The 16,566-nt window shown below is 66.1% G+C and carries 16 protein-coding genes; 7 read left to right on the forward strand and 9 right to left on the reverse strand.

What is annotated here, in order from left to right; all coding sequences use genetic code 11:
* Positions 1–45: 45 nt before the first annotated feature.
* A complete protein-coding gene (locus QX070_RS20160; RefSeq protein ID WP_315738766.1) occupies positions 46–708 on the reverse strand; it encodes a cation transporter in 663 nt (220 codons plus the stop codon).
* Positions 709–774: 66 nt separating this feature from the next.
* On the opposite strand from QX070_RS20160, the gene QX070_RS20165 reads away from it, so the two are divergent.
* A complete protein-coding gene (locus tag QX070_RS20165) occupies positions 775–1,182 on the forward strand; it encodes a helix-turn-helix domain-containing protein (protein ID WP_315738767.1) in 408 nt (135 codons plus the stop codon).
* 86 nt (positions 1,183–1,268) lie between these two features.
* Here the strand turns inward: QX070_RS20165 and QX070_RS20170 are convergent, their stop codons facing one another.
* From QX070_RS20170 to fliL, 6 genes are all read right to left on the reverse strand, one after another.
* Complete coding sequence (locus tag QX070_RS20170) at positions 1,269–1,502, reverse strand: hypothetical protein (RefSeq protein WP_315738769.1); 234 nt, start codon at positions 1,500–1,502, stop codon at positions 1,269–1,271.
* Between the two features lie 39 nt (positions 1,503–1,541).
* Entirely contained in the window at positions 1,542–5,306 is a 3,765-nt protein-coding gene (locus QX070_RS20175; protein ID WP_315738771.1) for a tetratricopeptide repeat protein, read from the reverse strand.
* A 103-nt stretch (positions 5,307–5,409) separates the two neighbouring features.
* Entirely contained in the window at positions 5,410–6,180 is a 771-nt protein-coding gene (locus tag QX070_RS20180; protein ID WP_315716017.1) for a flagellar protein FlbB, read from the reverse strand.
* On the reverse strand, positions 6,177–6,656 hold the full coding sequence (locus QX070_RS20185) for a DUF6468 domain-containing protein (protein ID WP_315716016.1): 480 nt from the start codon (positions 6,654–6,656) through the stop codon (positions 6,177–6,179). Before QX070_RS20185 ends, QX070_RS20180 begins: the two co-directional genes overlap by 4 nt.
* Entirely contained in the window at positions 6,653–7,855 is a 1,203-nt protein-coding gene (gene fliM, locus QX070_RS20190; RefSeq protein ID WP_315738772.1) for a flagellar motor switch protein FliM, read from the reverse strand. Before fliM ends, QX070_RS20185 begins: the two co-directional genes overlap by 4 nt.
* Positions 7,856–7,875: 20 nt before the next feature.
* Positions 7,876–8,370, reverse strand: coding sequence for a flagellar basal body-associated protein FliL (gene fliL / locus QX070_RS20195; protein ID WP_315738773.1), 495 nt, complete (start codon positions 8,368–8,370; stop codon positions 7,876–7,878).
* Between the two features lie 377 nt (positions 8,371–8,747).
* Between fliL and flgF the strand changes: the two genes are divergently transcribed.
* From flgF to QX070_RS20225, 6 genes are all read left to right on the forward strand, one after another.
* On the forward strand, positions 8,748–9,512 hold the full coding sequence (gene flgF, locus QX070_RS20200; RefSeq protein ID WP_315738774.1) for a flagellar basal-body rod protein FlgF: 765 nt from the start codon (positions 8,748–8,750) through the stop codon (positions 9,510–9,512).
* A 22-nt stretch (positions 9,513–9,534) separates the two neighbouring features.
* A complete protein-coding gene (gene flgG, locus QX070_RS20205) occupies positions 9,535–10,323 on the forward strand; it encodes a flagellar basal-body rod protein FlgG (RefSeq protein WP_315738775.1) in 789 nt (262 codons plus the stop codon).
* 19 nt (positions 10,324–10,342) lie between these two features.
* Positions 10,343–11,410: a flagellar basal body P-ring formation chaperone FlgA gene (gene flgA / locus QX070_RS20210; RefSeq protein WP_315739125.1), complete on the forward strand. Its 1,068-nt coding sequence runs from the start codon at positions 10,343–10,345 to the stop codon at positions 11,408–11,410.
* Positions 11,411–11,415: 5 nt separating this feature from the next.
* Positions 11,416–12,195, forward strand: a complete 780-nt coding sequence (gene flgH, locus QX070_RS20215) for a flagellar basal body L-ring protein FlgH (RefSeq protein ID WP_315738777.1) — start codon at positions 11,416–11,418, stop codon at positions 12,193–12,195.
* A gap of 386 nt (positions 12,196–12,581) precedes the next feature.
* Positions 12,582–12,917, forward strand: a complete 336-nt coding sequence (locus QX070_RS20220) for a type II toxin-antitoxin system RelE/ParE family toxin (protein ID WP_315738779.1) — start codon at positions 12,582–12,584, stop codon at positions 12,915–12,917.
* A complete protein-coding gene (locus QX070_RS20225; RefSeq protein WP_315738781.1) occupies positions 12,917–13,210 on the forward strand; it encodes a helix-turn-helix transcriptional regulator in 294 nt (97 codons plus the stop codon). The genes QX070_RS20220 and QX070_RS20225 overlap by 1 nt, the downstream gene beginning before the upstream one ends.
* 54 nt (positions 13,211–13,264) lie before the next feature.
* Here the strand turns inward: QX070_RS20225 and QX070_RS20230 are convergent, their stop codons facing one another.
* Both QX070_RS20230 and QX070_RS20235 read right to left on the reverse strand, forming a co-directional pair.
* On the reverse strand, positions 13,265–14,056 hold the full coding sequence (locus QX070_RS20230; protein ID WP_315738782.1) for a 2-keto-4-pentenoate hydratase: 792 nt from the start codon (positions 14,054–14,056) through the stop codon (positions 13,265–13,267).
* 292 nt (positions 14,057–14,348) lie between these two features.
* Positions 14,349–16,448: a sensor histidine kinase gene (locus tag QX070_RS20235; protein WP_315738783.1), complete on the reverse strand. Its 2,100-nt coding sequence runs from the start codon at positions 16,446–16,448 to the stop codon at positions 14,349–14,351.
* Between the last annotated feature and the right edge of the window lie 118 nt (positions 16,449–16,566).

The raw sequence follows: 16,566 nt of genomic DNA on the forward strand, positions 1-16,566 counted from the left end.
GCGAGAGGCAGTAGGTTCGTGTCTCCCATTGACGCGTACCCTCGATCAGTTCGCCCGGATTGGGCTTGCGACGGGGCGCGATGTGGAGGAGCCGCGCAACTCGACGCGAGCTCGCTGTATGATGTGCCAGCCACCGCTCAAACCAAGCGCGGCCATGATCGCCGCCACAATGAGATCCGGCCACGCCGTGCCGGTGCCGAACACACCGGCTGCGGCCGCGAGCACGGCGATGTTGCCGAGCACATCGTTCCGGGAGCAGATCCAGACCGACCTCATATTCGCGTCGCCGACGCGGAAACGGTAGAGCATGACGGCCACGCCTGCATTGGCGACAAGAGCGAGCATGCCGACGACCCCCATCGTCCTCGCCTCCGGGAGGGTGCCTGCAATTGCGTGCCAGACAGTGGAGGCAAGGACAAGGACGCCAAGCAGGACGAGCGACCAGCCCTTCAGAAGGGCGGCGCGTGCTCGCCAGGTCAACGCGAGTCCCGCCACTCCGAGGCTGATCGCATAGTTGGCCGTATCACCGAGGAAGTCGATTGCGTCCGCCTGCAGCGAGGCCGACCCGGCCGCCACGCCTGCTGCGATCTCGGCCAAAAACATGGCTCCGTTGATGGCCAACGCAACCCAGAGCGCACGACGCCAGCGGGGGCTGTCCAGTTCCCTCGGAGGGGAAGACGAACAGCAGTCATCATGACAACCAGCCATATCGTCGCCTCTTACAAGATGATGCGACGTCCTATATGGACCCTGTAGCCACTACAGGGTCAAGCCATGTCACGACTGACCATCGGAGACCTCGCGAAGCGGACCGGTACCAAGGTCGAAACGATCCGGTATTATGAGCGGATCGGTCTGCTACCGGTTCCGGCGAGAACCGAGGGCAACTACCGAACCTATGACAACGACCAACTCGGACGACTGAGCTTCATTCGGCGTGCCCGCGACTTGGGCTTCTCCATCGACCAAGTCCGTGACCTGCTGGATCTCGCCGATCAGCGAGACCGCTCGTGCGAAGCGGTTGACGTCATCGCCGGCCAACACCTGGCAGAGATCGAGCGCAAGATCTCAGACCTCGTGGCGCTGCGTGACGAACTTGCCGATGTCATAGGGCGCTGCAAGCACGGCACCGTTGCCGACTGCCGCATCATCGAAGCGCTTGCGCCGCATCGCTCTGACTGAACGAACAAGACAATTACCGATCCACTGGCTTCGCAAAGCAGTCTCGAACTTTCGTCTTGGCGCGCTTCGGACGGATTCAGAATCGCTCACCCCGCGACGTCGTACTGCTTGCTCAGCTCGTCGCCGATCTTCGACATCGACACGCTCTCCGGATAGCCGGGGCGCGTCGCCGTGCCGGGATCGGCCTTGGCGCGGAGCTCCCATTTGGTGCCCCAGCGGAGCACCGAGATCGCCATGCCGTCGGCACAACCGACCCGCGCCTTCAGCTCCGCCTTGGCCATCGCGATGAGCTCGGCTTCGGTCTTGGTCGGCTTCGTCATGTCGCCATGTCCTCCGGCTCTACGCCTTGATGCACGACGTCATCGACCCGCGATCGCCTGCTTGACGCCCTGGATGCGCGGCAAGGCGCCGGTCGCCTCCGACGGGGCCTTCGCAGCATCCTTGCCGCCGTCCGGTCCTTTGCCGGTGGCATCCGGGAAGCGCGCCCGCATGTCGCGCAGGAAGCCGTCGAGCGTATCGACGCTCGACGCCATCTTCGCGATCTGGGCAAACTCGGCGCTGGAGCCGCTCGCCGGCTTGCTGGCGACGTCGAATGCGATCTTGTCGGCCTCGCCGGTCATCAGCGGCGCATATTTCTCGCGGAACCGGGCGAGACCGATGGCGTCGTCGGCGAGCGCATAGCCGACCACGGCGCGCAGGATGTCGCCGCGCTCGGCTGGATTGAGCGGGCGGAAATCGCGCCAGCGATCGCCGTAATAGAGCTCGATCTGCTCGGAGGCCTCGCGCCAGCGCCGCGACGCCCAATAGATGTCGGAGCGCAGCCGGATCGCCTCGCGGCCTGCGATATTGGTGATGATGTCGAGCCCGAGGTCGTGGCGCCCGATGTCGCTGTTGGCGCGGGCCTCCAGCAGCAGCCGCTGCTGGCGCAGCTCGCCCGCGAGATCGGCGATGCGCGTGGTGCGCAGCGCCTCGATGGCGCGTTCAGGCTTGCGGTTGGTGAGATAGACCATGGCGAGACGCGCGGCGACCTGGGCGCGCGCCGCGCCTTCGAGGCGGTGGTCGACCTGGTATTGCAGAAGCTCGGCGGCCTGGTCGAGCAGATCGATGCCGACCAGCCGGTCGGCGAGCTTGCGGATCATCTCGTCGCCGCGGCGGCCGATCGGGGTCAGCTCGCGAAAGCCGTAGAAGATGCTGAGCGCATCGACCGGTGGCAGCTCGTCGGCCTTGCCGTTCAGGAACAACTGCGAGAACAGGCGGGAGGCTGCATCCTGGGCCTGCCGCGCCAAATCGGAGTTGGGCATCAGGCGGGTGGCCTGACGCGCGGCCTCGAGCGAGTCCGCATAGCGCCCCGCCTCCTCGTAGAGCTGCGCCATCATCTGCAACGTCTGCACCTCGATGGCGTCGCCGCGCCAGATCGCCTGCAAGGTCTCCAGCTCCTTCAGCGCGTCCGGCGGCTTGATCTCGCCGCGCTTCTGCAGAAGCTTGATCTCCAGCAGCTTGGCCTCCGCGGCCGCAAGGCGGTCGTCGGAATTGACGGCGAAGCGATAGTCGTCGAGCGCATCCTTCTCCTGCGCCATCGCCTCGGCGAGCCGGCCGCGCAGCACGGCGATGTCGGGCTTCATGTCCGCGGGCACGCCGATCACGTCGAGCTCGGCGCGCCGCTTGGCGGCGCCGGCGAAATCCTTGATCTCGAGCGCCGACTTCATCGCATCCGCGATCACGACGCGCTGCAGGTCGAGCGGCAGCGAGGCGATGGCGAACTCGACGTTCTTCAGCTTCTCGCGCGCGTCGGCAAACTTGCCCTGGCGGGCGAAGGCGAGGCCCTTCCACATCTGCGAATCGAAATTATTGCCGATCGACGGAGTGGCGAGATCCTTGAGTCCCTGGTCCGGCCGGCCCATCAGGATGCTCGCCACCGCGTGGATCATCAGCATGGCGGTCTCGTCGGTGCGCGGGTCGGCGTCGGAGATCATCAGATTGGTGACGCCGCGCGCTTCCGGATACATCGCTCGCGCCATGTAGAAGCGCGCCAGCGCCAGCCGCGTCTGCGCCCGCCGCTCCGGCTCGGCGTTCGCCGCGGCCTTGATCAGCAGATCCTCGCGCGGCACGAACGGCTGGGTCTGGTTCTGCTGCCATTCGTCGATGTCGAACATCGGCCGTACGGCGGTCGGCGCCCGCTCCGGCGAGAAGCCGATCGACGACAGGGTCAGCCCGCCCGGCCGGCCGAGGATCACCTTGTCGGGCGCGATCTCGACGGCGACGTCATCCGAATTCGGACGCACCGCGATGCCGTGGATCGAATCGAGCAGCGACAGGTCGACGAAATCCTGGCGCTTGATGAAGCCGCGGATCGGCGGCGGCGCCGTCACGACCAGCAGCGTGTCGCCGGCATCCGGGTCGGTCAGCCGGTGCAGCATGCCGGCTCCGGGATTGGCGAGCGGCACCATGACATTGGCGAGCGCGGGATCGGTGACGTTGCGCATCACCATCAGCGGCTGCTGATTGGTCAGGCCCTTGTCGGCGAATGACAGGGTCCAGCTGCGCCCGCCATCGTCGCTGCCGAGCGAATGCATCTGCGGGCGGTTGAGGCGGATCCGGATCGCCTGCCCCTTGTCGAGCGGCATCCTGTTGACCTCGCCGATGATGGCGCCGCCCTTGGCGCGGATGGGCTCGACGTCGACGGGCTTGGTCGAATCGAACACCATCCATACCGTGTCGCCGCGGCGGAACAGCGCCGCCGGCGTGACCTGGCCGAAGCCGAAGGTGAGCCGCAGGCCCTCACTGTCGCGCAGGGCCTCCAGGGTGGCGGCTCCATTAGCTGCCTTCTCGGCCGGCTTGGTTTCGGCGGCCTTGGTTTCGGCAGACTTGGTCTCGGCAGACTTGGTCTCGATAGGCTTGGCGGCTTCGGCTTTGCCCGCCTCCGGCTTCATCGCCTCGGACTTCGCTGGCTCGGATTTGGCTGCTTCGGATTTGACAGCTTCAGGCGCAGCAGCTTCAGGCTTGGGGGCCTCGGGCGCGGCTTCGGCCTTCGCGGCGGCCGGCGCGGCAGCAGCCGCTGCCGACGGCGCAGGCTCGGCTGCGAGCTCGGTGGCTGGCGCCGCGACCGCAGGCGCCGGCTTGGTCTCCGTCTTCATCTCCTTGGCGATGGTGTCGGAGGTCGGCGGCACGATCTCGGGCTGCGCAGCCTGCTTCGGCTTGTCGCCATTGGGTTTGCTGCCGCTGGGCTTCTCGGCCGCGGCCGCCTTGGCGCCCGGCAGCGTGTCCGAGGAGACTGCGGAGACCTTCTTGTCCGGCTGCTGATAGGCGACGTCGATGTTGTAGTTCTTCTCCTCGCGGAAGGCGCGAACGTCGACCTCGCCGACCAGGCCGAGCTCGACGACGGTCCTGCTGCCGTCGATGCGCTGGTTGATCGCGGCGACGTTCGGCGGCGCGACGAGCTTGGCGTCGGCGAGATCGAAGGACAGCGGCGCGGTGAAGAACAGCGACAGCTTCTGGTCGTTGAGCACCGAGGAGATGCCGACACCGTCGGGGATCTCGAATACGAAGCGCACGAAGGTCGGCTGCACCAGCGCGCGCACGCGGATCGGCGGCCGCTTCTTCGATTCCGCCTCGGCGCGCTGCAGCCGCAGCGCCCGTTCGGCGGCGCGCGCTCGCTCGGCGAGCTCGCGCACGACCTCGGCCGGCAGCGGCGGCGGCGGGCCGGTCCAGCTGTCGGGCAACAGGTCGATGAAGACGCGTTCGCCCGCGGTCATGGTGTTGACGCGGACCTTGCGCGACAGCGACAACCGCAGCGCCGAGCCGTCGGGGTCGCCGCGGGCCGACGAGATGTAGTCGGGCGCCGCGTCCACCCAGCGGTCGATCGGAACGGTGGCGGCGCGATCGAACCTGATCAGCAGAATCGAGCCGGCGGTGGTGACGTCGGCGCTGATGTCCTCGGAGAATTTCAGCACCAGCCGCGCATAGCCGTCCTGAGCCGACAGGCTGGCCTCGCCCGGCACCGGCGCAGCGCCTGCCGCGACCGTGGACAGCACCAGGCCGATGACGATGGCCGACAGCAGGGCAAGGCCGGCGCGCGCCCGTGCGCGGGCCTTCGACCGCAATCCAATGGGAGTCGTGCGCACCATGGTCACAAGCTTCCGGTTCGACATCCGCAACTTGACGGATACGCCTGCCCCGCCACGCCGGAAATCTAGGTGCCGGCGTTTAAGGGCGCATTAAACATGCGGCTCAATTGCTCTTCACGGGCACGATCTTGCCTTCGATCTTCGGCAGCTCGGCGCTGGTCTCGGGCCTGTCGGCGCCGGCCCGGCGCGCCAGCTCGACGGTGAGCCGTTCGGCCGCCTCCGGCGTCATCAGTCCGAGAATGTCGGACATCTTGCGTGGCGCGATCTGCGAGGCGATCTCGATCAGGACGGACATCTCGAGCCGGTCGAACACCTTGGCGGCATCCTTCGGCTTCATGCCCTCGTACATCGTGACGATGCTCTTGAAGCGGGCGTTGTCGGCCTCGGTCTTGGCGGCCTGCGCGCCGGAGATGCGGCCCTCGATCGCCTTCATCTCCTCGGTCTTGGATTGGATGCGCTGCTCCGCGGCGCGCAACAGGCTCTCGCGGATGTCGATCTCTCTCGCACGCGCGTCGAGCTCCTGGCGACGCGACTGCAGCCGCTCGAGGATCGCCTTCTCCGCCGGCGACACCTGCTGCTGGTTCTCCTCGGGCTTGATCACCACGCCCTCGGGCTTGGTGTCCGGAGCGGCGGGCTTGGGCGCCTCCTCCTTCTTCTCCTTCGGTGCGCCGTGCGTGGAGCCGGTGACGATGTCATTGTCCTCGCGGCCCGGATAGCCCAGGTTCTCCTGGGCCCAGGACCGCTTGGTCGGGTGAGGGTCATAGTCGAAAACGTAGCCGCCATCGATCACGAGGCCGGCCACCTTCAGGACCGCAAGGCAGGCCACCGCGATCAGGACGACGGGAATGACGCGGATGTTACGAAACGCATTCATGCGGCAAGGCCACCAGTCCTTCGACGTTCGGAGAATGCCTGGGCCGCGGCGGCAACCGCCTTGGCACCGGAGACGCGCACCGGCTCGGTCGTGATCGCCGGCACCGGCGCAGGCGCCGGCTCGGGCGCGGCTTCAGGCGAGGTGATGGGTCGCGCGGCACTGGCGATGCGCGACAGCCGGCGCACCACGCCGTCGCTCTCGGCGAGCTGCTTGCGCAACTGGTCGGACATCTGCGTCGCGGCGGCGAGCTGATTGCCGAGATTGTCGTTGACGTCGCGCACGGCGAGCTTGAGGCCGCCAATCGCCCGCTCGGCGATCTCGGTCGCGGTGATCAGCTCCGCGATCACGGCTTTGAGCGAATGCTCATCCGCCTTCAACCGCTTCAGCCTGGAATTCAGCAGCATGCAATAGCCGATGGTCAGCACCAATAGGACCGCCACCAGGCTTTCGATGATCAATCCGAGGGAGTGGTTCATTGGGCCTCCATCAACTTGTTCTGGCCTTCGGAGCCTTCGAACATCGCAAGGGTCGTATTCGGCTTGCGCAAATTCTTGGTGACACGGATCGCGACGCGGTCGCCGACCCGGCCCATCCGCCCCTCCGTCAGCATGGTGCTGCCGCAGCGGACCGCGACCAGCGCATCGGGACGGATGTCGAGCGGCAGGGTGTCGCCGACCTTCAGCTTCATGAGCTGCTTCAGCGGCACGTCGGCCTCGTAGAGCACGGCGTCGACGGCGATCTCGGCCTTGGTGATCTCGGTGGCGAAGTGGCCTTCCCAGACGGGATCGCGGCCGAACTTCTCACCCATGAACATCTGCAACAGCACGGGCCGGATCGGCTCGATCGTCGCGTAGGGCAGCAGCAGCTCGATGTTGCCGCCGCGGTCTTCCATGTCGATCCGCAGCTTCACCAGGATCGCGGCGTTGGCGGGCCGGCTGATCGCGGCGAAGCGCGGATTGGTCTCGAGCCGATCGATGGTGAAGCGCACCGGCGACAGCGGCCGGAACGCCTGCTCGGCGTCGCTCAGCACCACCTCGATCAGGCGCTTGACCAGGTTGGTCTCGATCGTCGTGTAGGGGCGGCCCTCGACGCGGAGCTGGGTGTTGCCGCGGCGGCCGCCGAGCAGCACGTCGATGATCGAATAGATCAGGGTCGAGTCGACGGTGGCGAGCCCGAAATTCTCCCACTCCTCCGCCTTGAACACCGACAGCACGGCCGGCAGCGGGATCGAGTTCATGTAGTCGCCGAAGCGCACCGAGGTGATGCGGTCGAGCGAGACTTCGACGTTGTCGGAGGTGAAGTTGCGCAAGGAGGTCGTCATCAGCCGCACCAGACGGTCGAAGACGATTTCGAGCATCGGCAGACGCTCGTAGGAAACCATCGCCGAATCGATGATGGCGCGAATGCCGGAATGGTCGTCGAGGCTGACCTCGCCGGCGGTGAAGCCGAGGAGATTGTCGATCTCCTCCTGCGACAGCACCCGCTCGCCGCCGTTCTTGGTGGCGCCGAAATCGCGGCTGCCGTCCTCGACCATCGCGGCCCATTGCAGGGCCATCGATTCGGTGAGTTCATTGGCTGCTGCGGCTTCCGCGGCCTCCGTGGGATCCTCCGAGTCGAGCGAGGCTTCCCATTGCGCGGCTATCGCATCTTGGTCGACTTGATCGTTGCCCGCCATGATCGTTGAGCTTCTTTGCCTTACTGGACCACGATTTCCTTGAACAACACCGCGTTGACCTGGTTCGGCGCCAGCGCGACGTTGACCCGCTTGGTGAGCTCCTCCTTGAGCCTGAACAGGCCCGCCGAGCCGTTGAGGTCGCTCGGCCGGAGCTCGCGCAGATAGGTCTGGAAGATGTCGGTGACGCGCGGCAGCGTCGGCTTGATCGTCTCGACCTGCTTCTCCTCCTTCACCTCCAACACGATCTTCACTTTCAGATATTGGACGCGGTCGCCGGGATTGCCGACCAGGTTGACGAGAAGGTCCGGCACCTCGACGAAGGCCGGCGGCTTCGGCGGCGGCGCCGCCTCGGCGTGATGCTCGTCGTTCTTGTGGCTGAAGAAGAAGAAATAGGCCGCACCACCGACGCCGAGCAGCGCCAGCGCGCCGACGACCATGATGATCAGCTTGAGCTTGCTCTTCGGCGAGCCTGCTTGCTCCTCGCCTTCGCCTGCTCCGGCGTCGTTCTCGGCCATGGCTTTCGGATCCTTCCGGAAAATCGAGCCGATGCCGCCAGAAAGCTTAATGACGCGAAACCAACGCTCCCAGCGCATCTGCGCTTTGTTGAGGGAACGCTACGGTAACAATGGTTAACGGAAGCTTTCTTTTGCCGAGGCGGTGGGAAAAACTTGCCGGGCAATTATGGTTAGCGAGACGTTATTGCCGGGCGTTCTGAACCCGGGTTTGAATCCAAATCGTTGATTTATCGATAGATTCAGAGTTGGCACGGCTTTCGCTGTACCCCTTGCGAACCCGCCGGCTTGGGAGAGCCGAACGGTTCGTTGAAGACCCGATCGAGACCGCCTTGGGAGAGGTGCCGCGAACGGGATTCGTTAAAAGGGGAGATCGACCGGTGGAGAATGCGCTTCTCATCGGATTGTCGCGGCAGATGGTGCTGGAGCGGCAGCTCGACGTCGTTGCCAACAACGTCGCCAACGTCAACACCAACGGCTTCAAGGCCGATCAGCAGCTGTTCGAGGAGTATCTCTCCTCCGGCGCGCATGAAGACAATTTTCCGGGCGCCGCCCGCAGGGTGTCCTATGTCCAGGACCGCGGCACCTATCGCGACTTCTCGCAGGGCTCGATGCAGCGCACCGGCAACGCGCTCGACGTCGCCGTCACGGGCGACGGCTTCCTGACGGTGCAGACCGCGGCCGGCGAGCGCTACACCCGCGACGGCAACCTGCACATGAACAATCTCGGCCAGCTCGTCACCTCCGCCGGTGACCTGGTGCTCGGCACCGGCGGTCCGATCGTGTTTCAGCCGACCGACCACGACGTCAACATCTCGCCCGACGGCACCGTGACGGTGGTCGAGGGCGTCAACCGCACCGACTCGATCCGCGGCAAGCTGCGCATCGTCAACTTCGCCGATCCGCAGGCCGCGCAGAAGCAAGGCAACAACCTCTACGCCGCCGCCGCCGGCGCCATCCCGCAGCAGGACACCAAGTCGACCATCCAGCAGGGCTACATCGAGAAGTCGAACGTCAGCGCGGTCGGCGAGATGAGCAAGATGGTCGAAGTGATGCGCGCCTACACCCAGGTCGCCAACATGCTGCAGGTCCAGAGCGACCTGCGCAAGAACGCGATCGAGAAACTCGCCGACGTTCCGGCCTGACAGATCTTGAAGGAGACGTGACATGCAGGCGCTTCACACCGCTGCGACCGGAATGGCGGCACAGGAACTCAACGTTCAGGTGATCTCCAACAACATCGCCAACCTGCGCACCACCGGCTTCAAGAAGCAGACGGTGGCGTTCCAGGACCTGATCTACGAGCATATGCGCCGCGTCGGCGCGCAGTCCTCCGACCAGGGCACGATCCTGCCCGTCGGCATCGACATCGGCGGCGGCGTCAAGACCGTCGGCACGCCGCGCTCGATGACGCAGGGCACGCTGTCGCAGACCGGCAACGATCTCGACCTCGCGATCTCGGGCGAGGGCTTCTTCAAGGTGCTGATGCCCGACGGCACCTTCCAATACACCCGCGACGGCACCTTCCAGATGGACAATCAGGGCCGCATCGTCACCGCGCAGGGCAACCCGGTGCAGCCGACGATCACGATCCCGCAGAACGCCTCGGGCATCACCGTCAACGCGCAGGGCCAGGTCTCCGTGACGCTGCCGGGCTCGACCACCTCGAACATCATCGGCCAGCTCCAGGTCACGCGTTTCATCAACAAGGCCGGCCTGCAGCCGGTCGGCAACAACCAGTTCACCGACACGCCGTCGTCGGGCGCACCGCAGGACGGCGTCGCCAACCAGGATGGCCTCGGCAGCATCACCCAGGGCAGCCTGGAGCAGGCCAACGTCGATGTCGTCAGCGAGATGAGCGAGCTGATCGCCGCCCAGCGCGCCTATGAGATGAACGCCAAGGTCATTTCGGCCGCCGACCAGATGCTGCAATCGACCACTGCGCTGTTCCGCTGAGGTTCGAAGGGAGATCGCCATCATGACCCGCACCGTCCGTCCCTTCCTGCTCGCAGCCGCCCTGCTCGCCTCGACCGCGCTGTCGGCGCTGGCCGGCGAGGCCGACGACCAGATCAAGGCGCCCGTGCTGCGCTCCACCGTCAACGTCACCGGCGACATCGTGCGCGTCGGCGACCTGATCGACAATGCGGGCGTCGCGGCCAACATCGCCGTCTACCGCGCGCCCGATCTCGGCACGACCGGCGTGCTGCCGGCCGCGCAGGTGATCGCGACCCTGCGCACCCACCAGGTCATCGGCGTCGAGGTCCGCGACATCAAGGAGGTTGCGGTCACGCGGCTGGCCCGCGCCATCGACGCCAAGGAGATCAGCACGGCAGTGGCCCAGGCGCTCGATCACCGCAACGGACTTGGCGATGCCGCGAACCTCAGCATCAGCTTCGACCAGCCGGTGCAGGATCTCAAATTCGAGGCCTCGACGTCGGGCACGCTGGCGCCGACCAGCGCCCGCTTCGACCCCCGCAGCGGCCGCTTCGACATCACCTTCGAGCTCGGCCATGCCAATGGCGCGAGCCCGACCAAGCTGCGCTACACCGGCACGGCGATCGAGACCGTCGAGGCCGTGGTGCTGACCCGCAACATCGATCGCAACGAGATGATCCGCTCAGGCGACCTGCAGACCGAGCGGCGGCCGCGCGCCGAGCTCGGCGGCGGCGAGCCTGCCTCGCGCGAGCTCGCAGTGGGCATGCAGATGCGCCGCGCGGTGCGCGCCGGCCAGGCGCTGAAGACCACCGACCTCGCCAAGCCCGACCTCGTGCAGCGCGACCAGGCGGTCACGCTGATCTACCAGACCGCCGGCATCTATCTCACCACGCGCGGCAAGGCGCTGGAGTCGGGCACCGAAGGCGACGTCGTCAGCGTGCTCAATCTGCAGTCCAAGCGCACCGTGACCGGCCGCGTCTCGGGTCGCGGCCAGGTCTCCGTCGACATCGCCGTCGCCAAGCCGGCGCAGACCTCCGAAGCCGACATCGCCGCGCCCGTCGCCGTCGCCAGCCGCCTTCCCACCTCCGCCACCCCGAAAGCCGAGTAAGTTTCATGTCGAAGTTCAAGTTTGATGATCGGGGCGCCTCGAGCCTGCGCCGGGTTGCGCTGGTCTCGGTCTCCTTCGCAGTGCTGTCGATCGCCGGCGGATGCTCCTCGATCGACCGGCTGTCGCAGATCGGCGAGCGGCCGAAGCTGACGGAGATCGACAACCCGACCACGCAGCCGGGCTACAAGCCGGTGCAGATGCCGATGCCCAAGCCCGAGACGGTGTCCTACGCGCCGAACTCGCTGTGGCGTAACGGCTCGCGCGCCTTCTTCAAGGACCAGCGCGCCCGTCAGGTCGGCGACCTCCTGACCGTCACGGTCAGCATCTCCGACAAGGCCAATTTCGCCAACGAGACCCAGCGCAGCCGCACCAACAAGGAGGATTCGGGCATCACCGACTTCATCGGCGCGAAGACGCTCGGCGTGCAGGCGCAGAAGGTGCTGCCCGGCCGCATCCTGACCGCCGACGGCACCTCGTCGTCCGACGGCAAGGGCACCATCCAGCGCTCGGAATCCCTGACCACCAGCGTCGCCGCGGTGGTGACGCAGGTGCTGCCGAACGGCAACCTCGTCGTCGAAGGCAAGCAGGAGATCCGGGTCAACTACGAGATCCGCGAGCTGATCGTGGCCGGCATCGTGCGGCCCGAGGACATCCAGAGCGACAACACCATCGACTCCACCAAGATCGCCCAGGCCCGTATCTCCTACGGCGGCCGCGGCCAGATCTCCGACGTCCAGCAGCCGCGCTACGGCCAGCAAGTGATGGACATCCTGCTGCCGTTCTGAGGCGAAGATCACATCGAAAGGCCGGGCGGATCCAACCACGCCCGGTCGCCGCGAAAGCTCCGACCTGAATGTCTTGGGTCGGCAATCGGACAAGGATGAAGAGACACGATGAAAATCCCTCCCCGGAGGGTCAGACAAGGACTTGGCCGAGCGCGACACTGGTCATGAGATGATCCGCAGCCGCCGCCCTTCTCTGAAAGCGAGCTCCCACATTGCCCAATGCGAACCTAGGCGCAGCGGGCGATGTATACACGGCCTCCGGTAGCTCCCCTGCCGGAGGCCGTGTTCGTTTACTTGCCTAGACAAGTGTCGTTCACTTGGCGATCAACTGAGAGCCTGCTCAGCATTTTCCCTGTTGCAGAACGTACCAAAAATGGTACATTTCAATGAAACGGCTACCGGCGTTCTTCTACGCGCTGCCATCCGGCCGCGAACCCGTCCGGGACTGGCTCAAGGAATTGCCTGCCGAGGATCGTCGGATCCTCGGCGAGGATATCAAGGACGTCGAGTTTGCTTGGCCGATCGGGCTTCCTCTGTGTCGGCCATTGAGTCATGGACTGTGGGAGGTTCGCAGCAGCCTCACGCAGGGCCGGATCGCCCGTGTGATCTTTTGCTTGCGAGACGGCCGGATGATCCTGCTCCATGCCTTCATCAAGAAGAGTCAGAAGACTCCGGCATCCGATATCGAATTGGCCGTCAAACGCATGAGAGACATTTCGTGATGCGCGCACCTAAGACTGCCGGCAAGGTCGGCTCTGCCTTCGACGACTTTCTGAAGGAGGACGGTCTCTACGAGACCGTGACGGCGCGCGCGATCAAGCGCGTGCTGGTACGGCAGCTCGAGGAGCTAATGAAGCGCGAGGCGATCTCCAAGACCGAGCTGGCGGCCCGCATGGAGACCAGCCGCGCCCAGCTCGACCGGCTGCTCGATCCCGACAATGAATCCGTCACGCTCGGCACGCTGGCGCGCGCCGCCAGAGCCGTAGGCCGTCATCTGCGCATGGAGCTCGTCTAGCTGGAGCGGAGCAACGCCCCGCTCAGAGATCGGCAGGTCTTCCTCGACGCGGGATCACATGAACGTCGCCTCGACCACACCGAGGCCGTCCAGCTCCATCCGCACCCGGTCGCCCGCGCTCAGCCATATCGTCTTGACCAGGCTGCCGGTCAGGACGAGCTGTCCGGCCTCGAGCCCGTCACCACCGGCGGCGAGATGATTGGCAAGCCAGGCCAGCGCGTGGACCGGATGTCCCAGCACATCCGCACCGGTGCCCTCGCCGACCAGGGTGCCGTTGACGATGGCACGGCCCTGCACCGCGGCCAAGTCCGCTACGGCAGCGCGCGGGAGCGCCGGGCCGAGGACGCAGCCGGCAGCAAAGAAATCGTCGGCGACGAGCGTCGGCACCCCCAGCGTCTGCCATTGCACATAACGGTCGTCGACGATCTCGATCGCCGCATGACAGTCGCCGATCGCCTCGACGACACGATCCATGGTGAACGGCGCGTCCAACGGCAGCAGGTCGTGCTTGAGCCGCACGGCGATCTCGCATTCGACGCCCACGCGGACGAAGTCGGCCGTGCGCAATCCGACCCCCGTCTGGTGAACGCCGCGCGCGAACACCCCGCCGGAGCAGGGATGCGGAATACCAAGATAGTCCTGCATCACCTTGCTGGTGCAGCCGATCTTGTAGCCGGCGAAGTCACCGGCCTGTTCGGCGAGCAGCCAATGGACTTCACGCTGGATCTCGTAGCCGGCAGCTTCATCCTTCGGCTGAAGCTGCGGCGGCAGAGCGCCCAAGGGCGCCCGCCGCTTGCGGGCATCTACAATCAGTTGCGCAGCGGCAAGGATCTCGTCTGCTCCCATGGCCCTTCAACTCCCCTGGCCCGCGGCCCGAACCGGCATCGCAGGATTTATGGTGAACGGATTGTTTATTAACGAGATTTTGGCTCCCATCTCAGCTTCATCAACAATTTGAGACGGCGCGGCCACGGGCGCAAGCAGCACTTTCAACCGACCAGCCGCCCATAACCAGTACCTCGCTCATCGGAATTGCCGTCTCTGCGCCGATATCCCGGACGCGGTATGGCAGAGCGCGATGGCGAGGCCATGTGAGGCCATGTCAGGACCAGCCGAGCGGCGCTTCGCGCGCTGACGCTCAACTCGCCTCGCCCGTTGCGGCCATCGAGCTCTCGTCACGTGTCGTGAGCCAGGGCAGCTCGAACTGGCAGGTCAGCCCGCTCTCGGCAAATGTGCGCTGCAGATGCCTGACCGTGCGGGTCAGCAGCCGGCTGCCGAAGCCGACCACCGGAGGCTCGCGCGCCGGCGGGCCGCCGCTCTCCTGCCAACGGACATGCAGCGCGTCCTGGGCCAACGACCAGCTGACATCGACGTGACCGTTGGGCGTGGTGAGCGCGCCATATTTGCTGGCGTTGCAGGCCATCTCGTGGATGACGAGAGCCAGCTGCGTCGTCAGCTCGACCGGGACCAGGATGGCGGGGCCGCTGGTGGCGAGTTGATCCGGTGTGCTGGCGAACGGCGCGACCTGACTCCTGATGAGGGCGGCGAGATCGGCGCCCTGCCAGTCGTTCTCGGCAAGGCTCGTGTGCGCCGTCGCCAGCGCATGCAGGCGTGAGGTGAAATCGCGGACCTTGGCGTCGTGCCGCGGCAGCAGCTGATGCGCCAGCGATTGCACCACGGCGAGGCTGTTCTTGACGCGATGGGCGAGCTCATGCACGAGCAGCTCGCGCTTGCGGTCGGCTTCCTTCGCGGCGGTGACGTCGATGTTGACGCCGATCATGTACGGATCGCCGCCGCCCTCGCCGCCCAGCATGCGGGCGCGCGCCTCGATCCACCGGATTGAGCCGTCGGGCAGCGCCACTCGCCACTCCGAATCGAGCTCGCCGGTGATCAGCGCCTGCTTGTTGTCCTGGTCGGCACGCGCCTGGTCCTCGGGATGCACCAGCGCCAGCCAGGCGTCATAGGTCCCTGGGAACGTGCCCGGCGCAAGCCCATAGAGTTCTTCGATCTCGTCGGACCAGTGGCTGGCGCCGGATCTGCCGTCCCAGGTAAAGGTGCCAAGCCGTCCATATTTCGCGGCGAGTTTGAGCTGCCCGGCCGTGCGCGACGCATCGTCCCTGGCTTGGGCGAGCATCCCGAAATTCTCCTGGATGACGCGCGCACTCTCCGCCTGCGCCTTTTCGGCCGCAGCCAGTCGGGCGTTGAGCGCCCGAACCTCCGGAGGATCGGAGGGCGCGGCCTCGCCTGGGATGGCGCTCTTGACGGCGATGCTTTCGAGCGGCCGGGCGATGCTTCGGCCGATGCCGGCCGCCAGCAGCAGCGCCAGGGCACAGATCGTCGTTGCCACGATGGTTGCGGTCTGCACCGTCGAGGAGATCGCCTGGGCGAAAGCCGCCTGCTTGATGCCGACCCCGACAGTCCAGTCGCTCAGTTGGGGACGCGCATTGGCGTTGATGACACGATCGCCCTCGATCGACGGAAACTCCGCGATCCCCTCGGCCTTGGCAGTCGCCCGCCAGCCGGCCGACGCCGGCTGCCCGATCGTGGTGGCGTTCTTCGGAATGCGCGAGATGTAGCGGCCCTGGCCGTCCATGATGCCGACCAGCCAGTCGGCCGGCAGTTGCTGCTGGGCCAGCAGCCGGGTGTAGTTCGCGGCCGGCATGGCGATCGACAGGCAACGGAACGGCTTGCCATCCTTGACGACAGGGACATCGACGGTCGCCACCCACGCGCCGGAATTGGGACCGGTGAAGATGTCGGAGATCGATGGCCTTCCTGACTGAAAAGCGCGCTCCTGCGAGTGCCGGCCTTCGGGCGTGCGCTCGCCGAGCGGCTTGCCCGGCGTCGCCCCGGTGTTGAGCAGGATGCGGCCGCTCGCGTCCGACACGATGATCCAGCCTTCGCCGCTGACCGCACCGACGCGGCGCGCCTCCGCCTCGAAGTCGCTGAGATCGGCCGCGCTGAGTTCAGGAGACTTCGCCAGCACCTCGGCGAGCGCGATATAGCGCCGCAATTCGGCGTCGACAGCTCCGGAGATCGTCTGCGCGGCATAGGACAGGCCGTGCCGAATTGAGGCGTCGGCGGATTGCGCCATCGACACGATGACATAGGCAATCAGTCCGACGCAGGGCAGGAACAGAATGCCGGCCAGCAGAAGGAGGCGTCCCTTGATGCTCAGGGCGCCGTAGGAGCGCTGCATCGTCGCCAGCGCGCCTCTGGCTATGTCCGGCTCGCCCATGATTCCCCGCGGCGTTCCGAGATGGAACCGCAGTTAATTCAGCAGGCGCGAAAAAGTTCCTGACGTTCGGAAAACCAAAGGCGCTTGCGCTCGCTCCCGCACAGCCTGTGCGGATCGC

Origin of the sequence: Bradyrhizobium sp. SZCCHNR1093 (genome assembly GCF_032381175.1) — a bacterium.
In the GTDB taxonomy this organism is placed as follows: Bacteria; Pseudomonadota; Alphaproteobacteria; order Rhizobiales; family Xanthobacteraceae; genus Bradyrhizobium.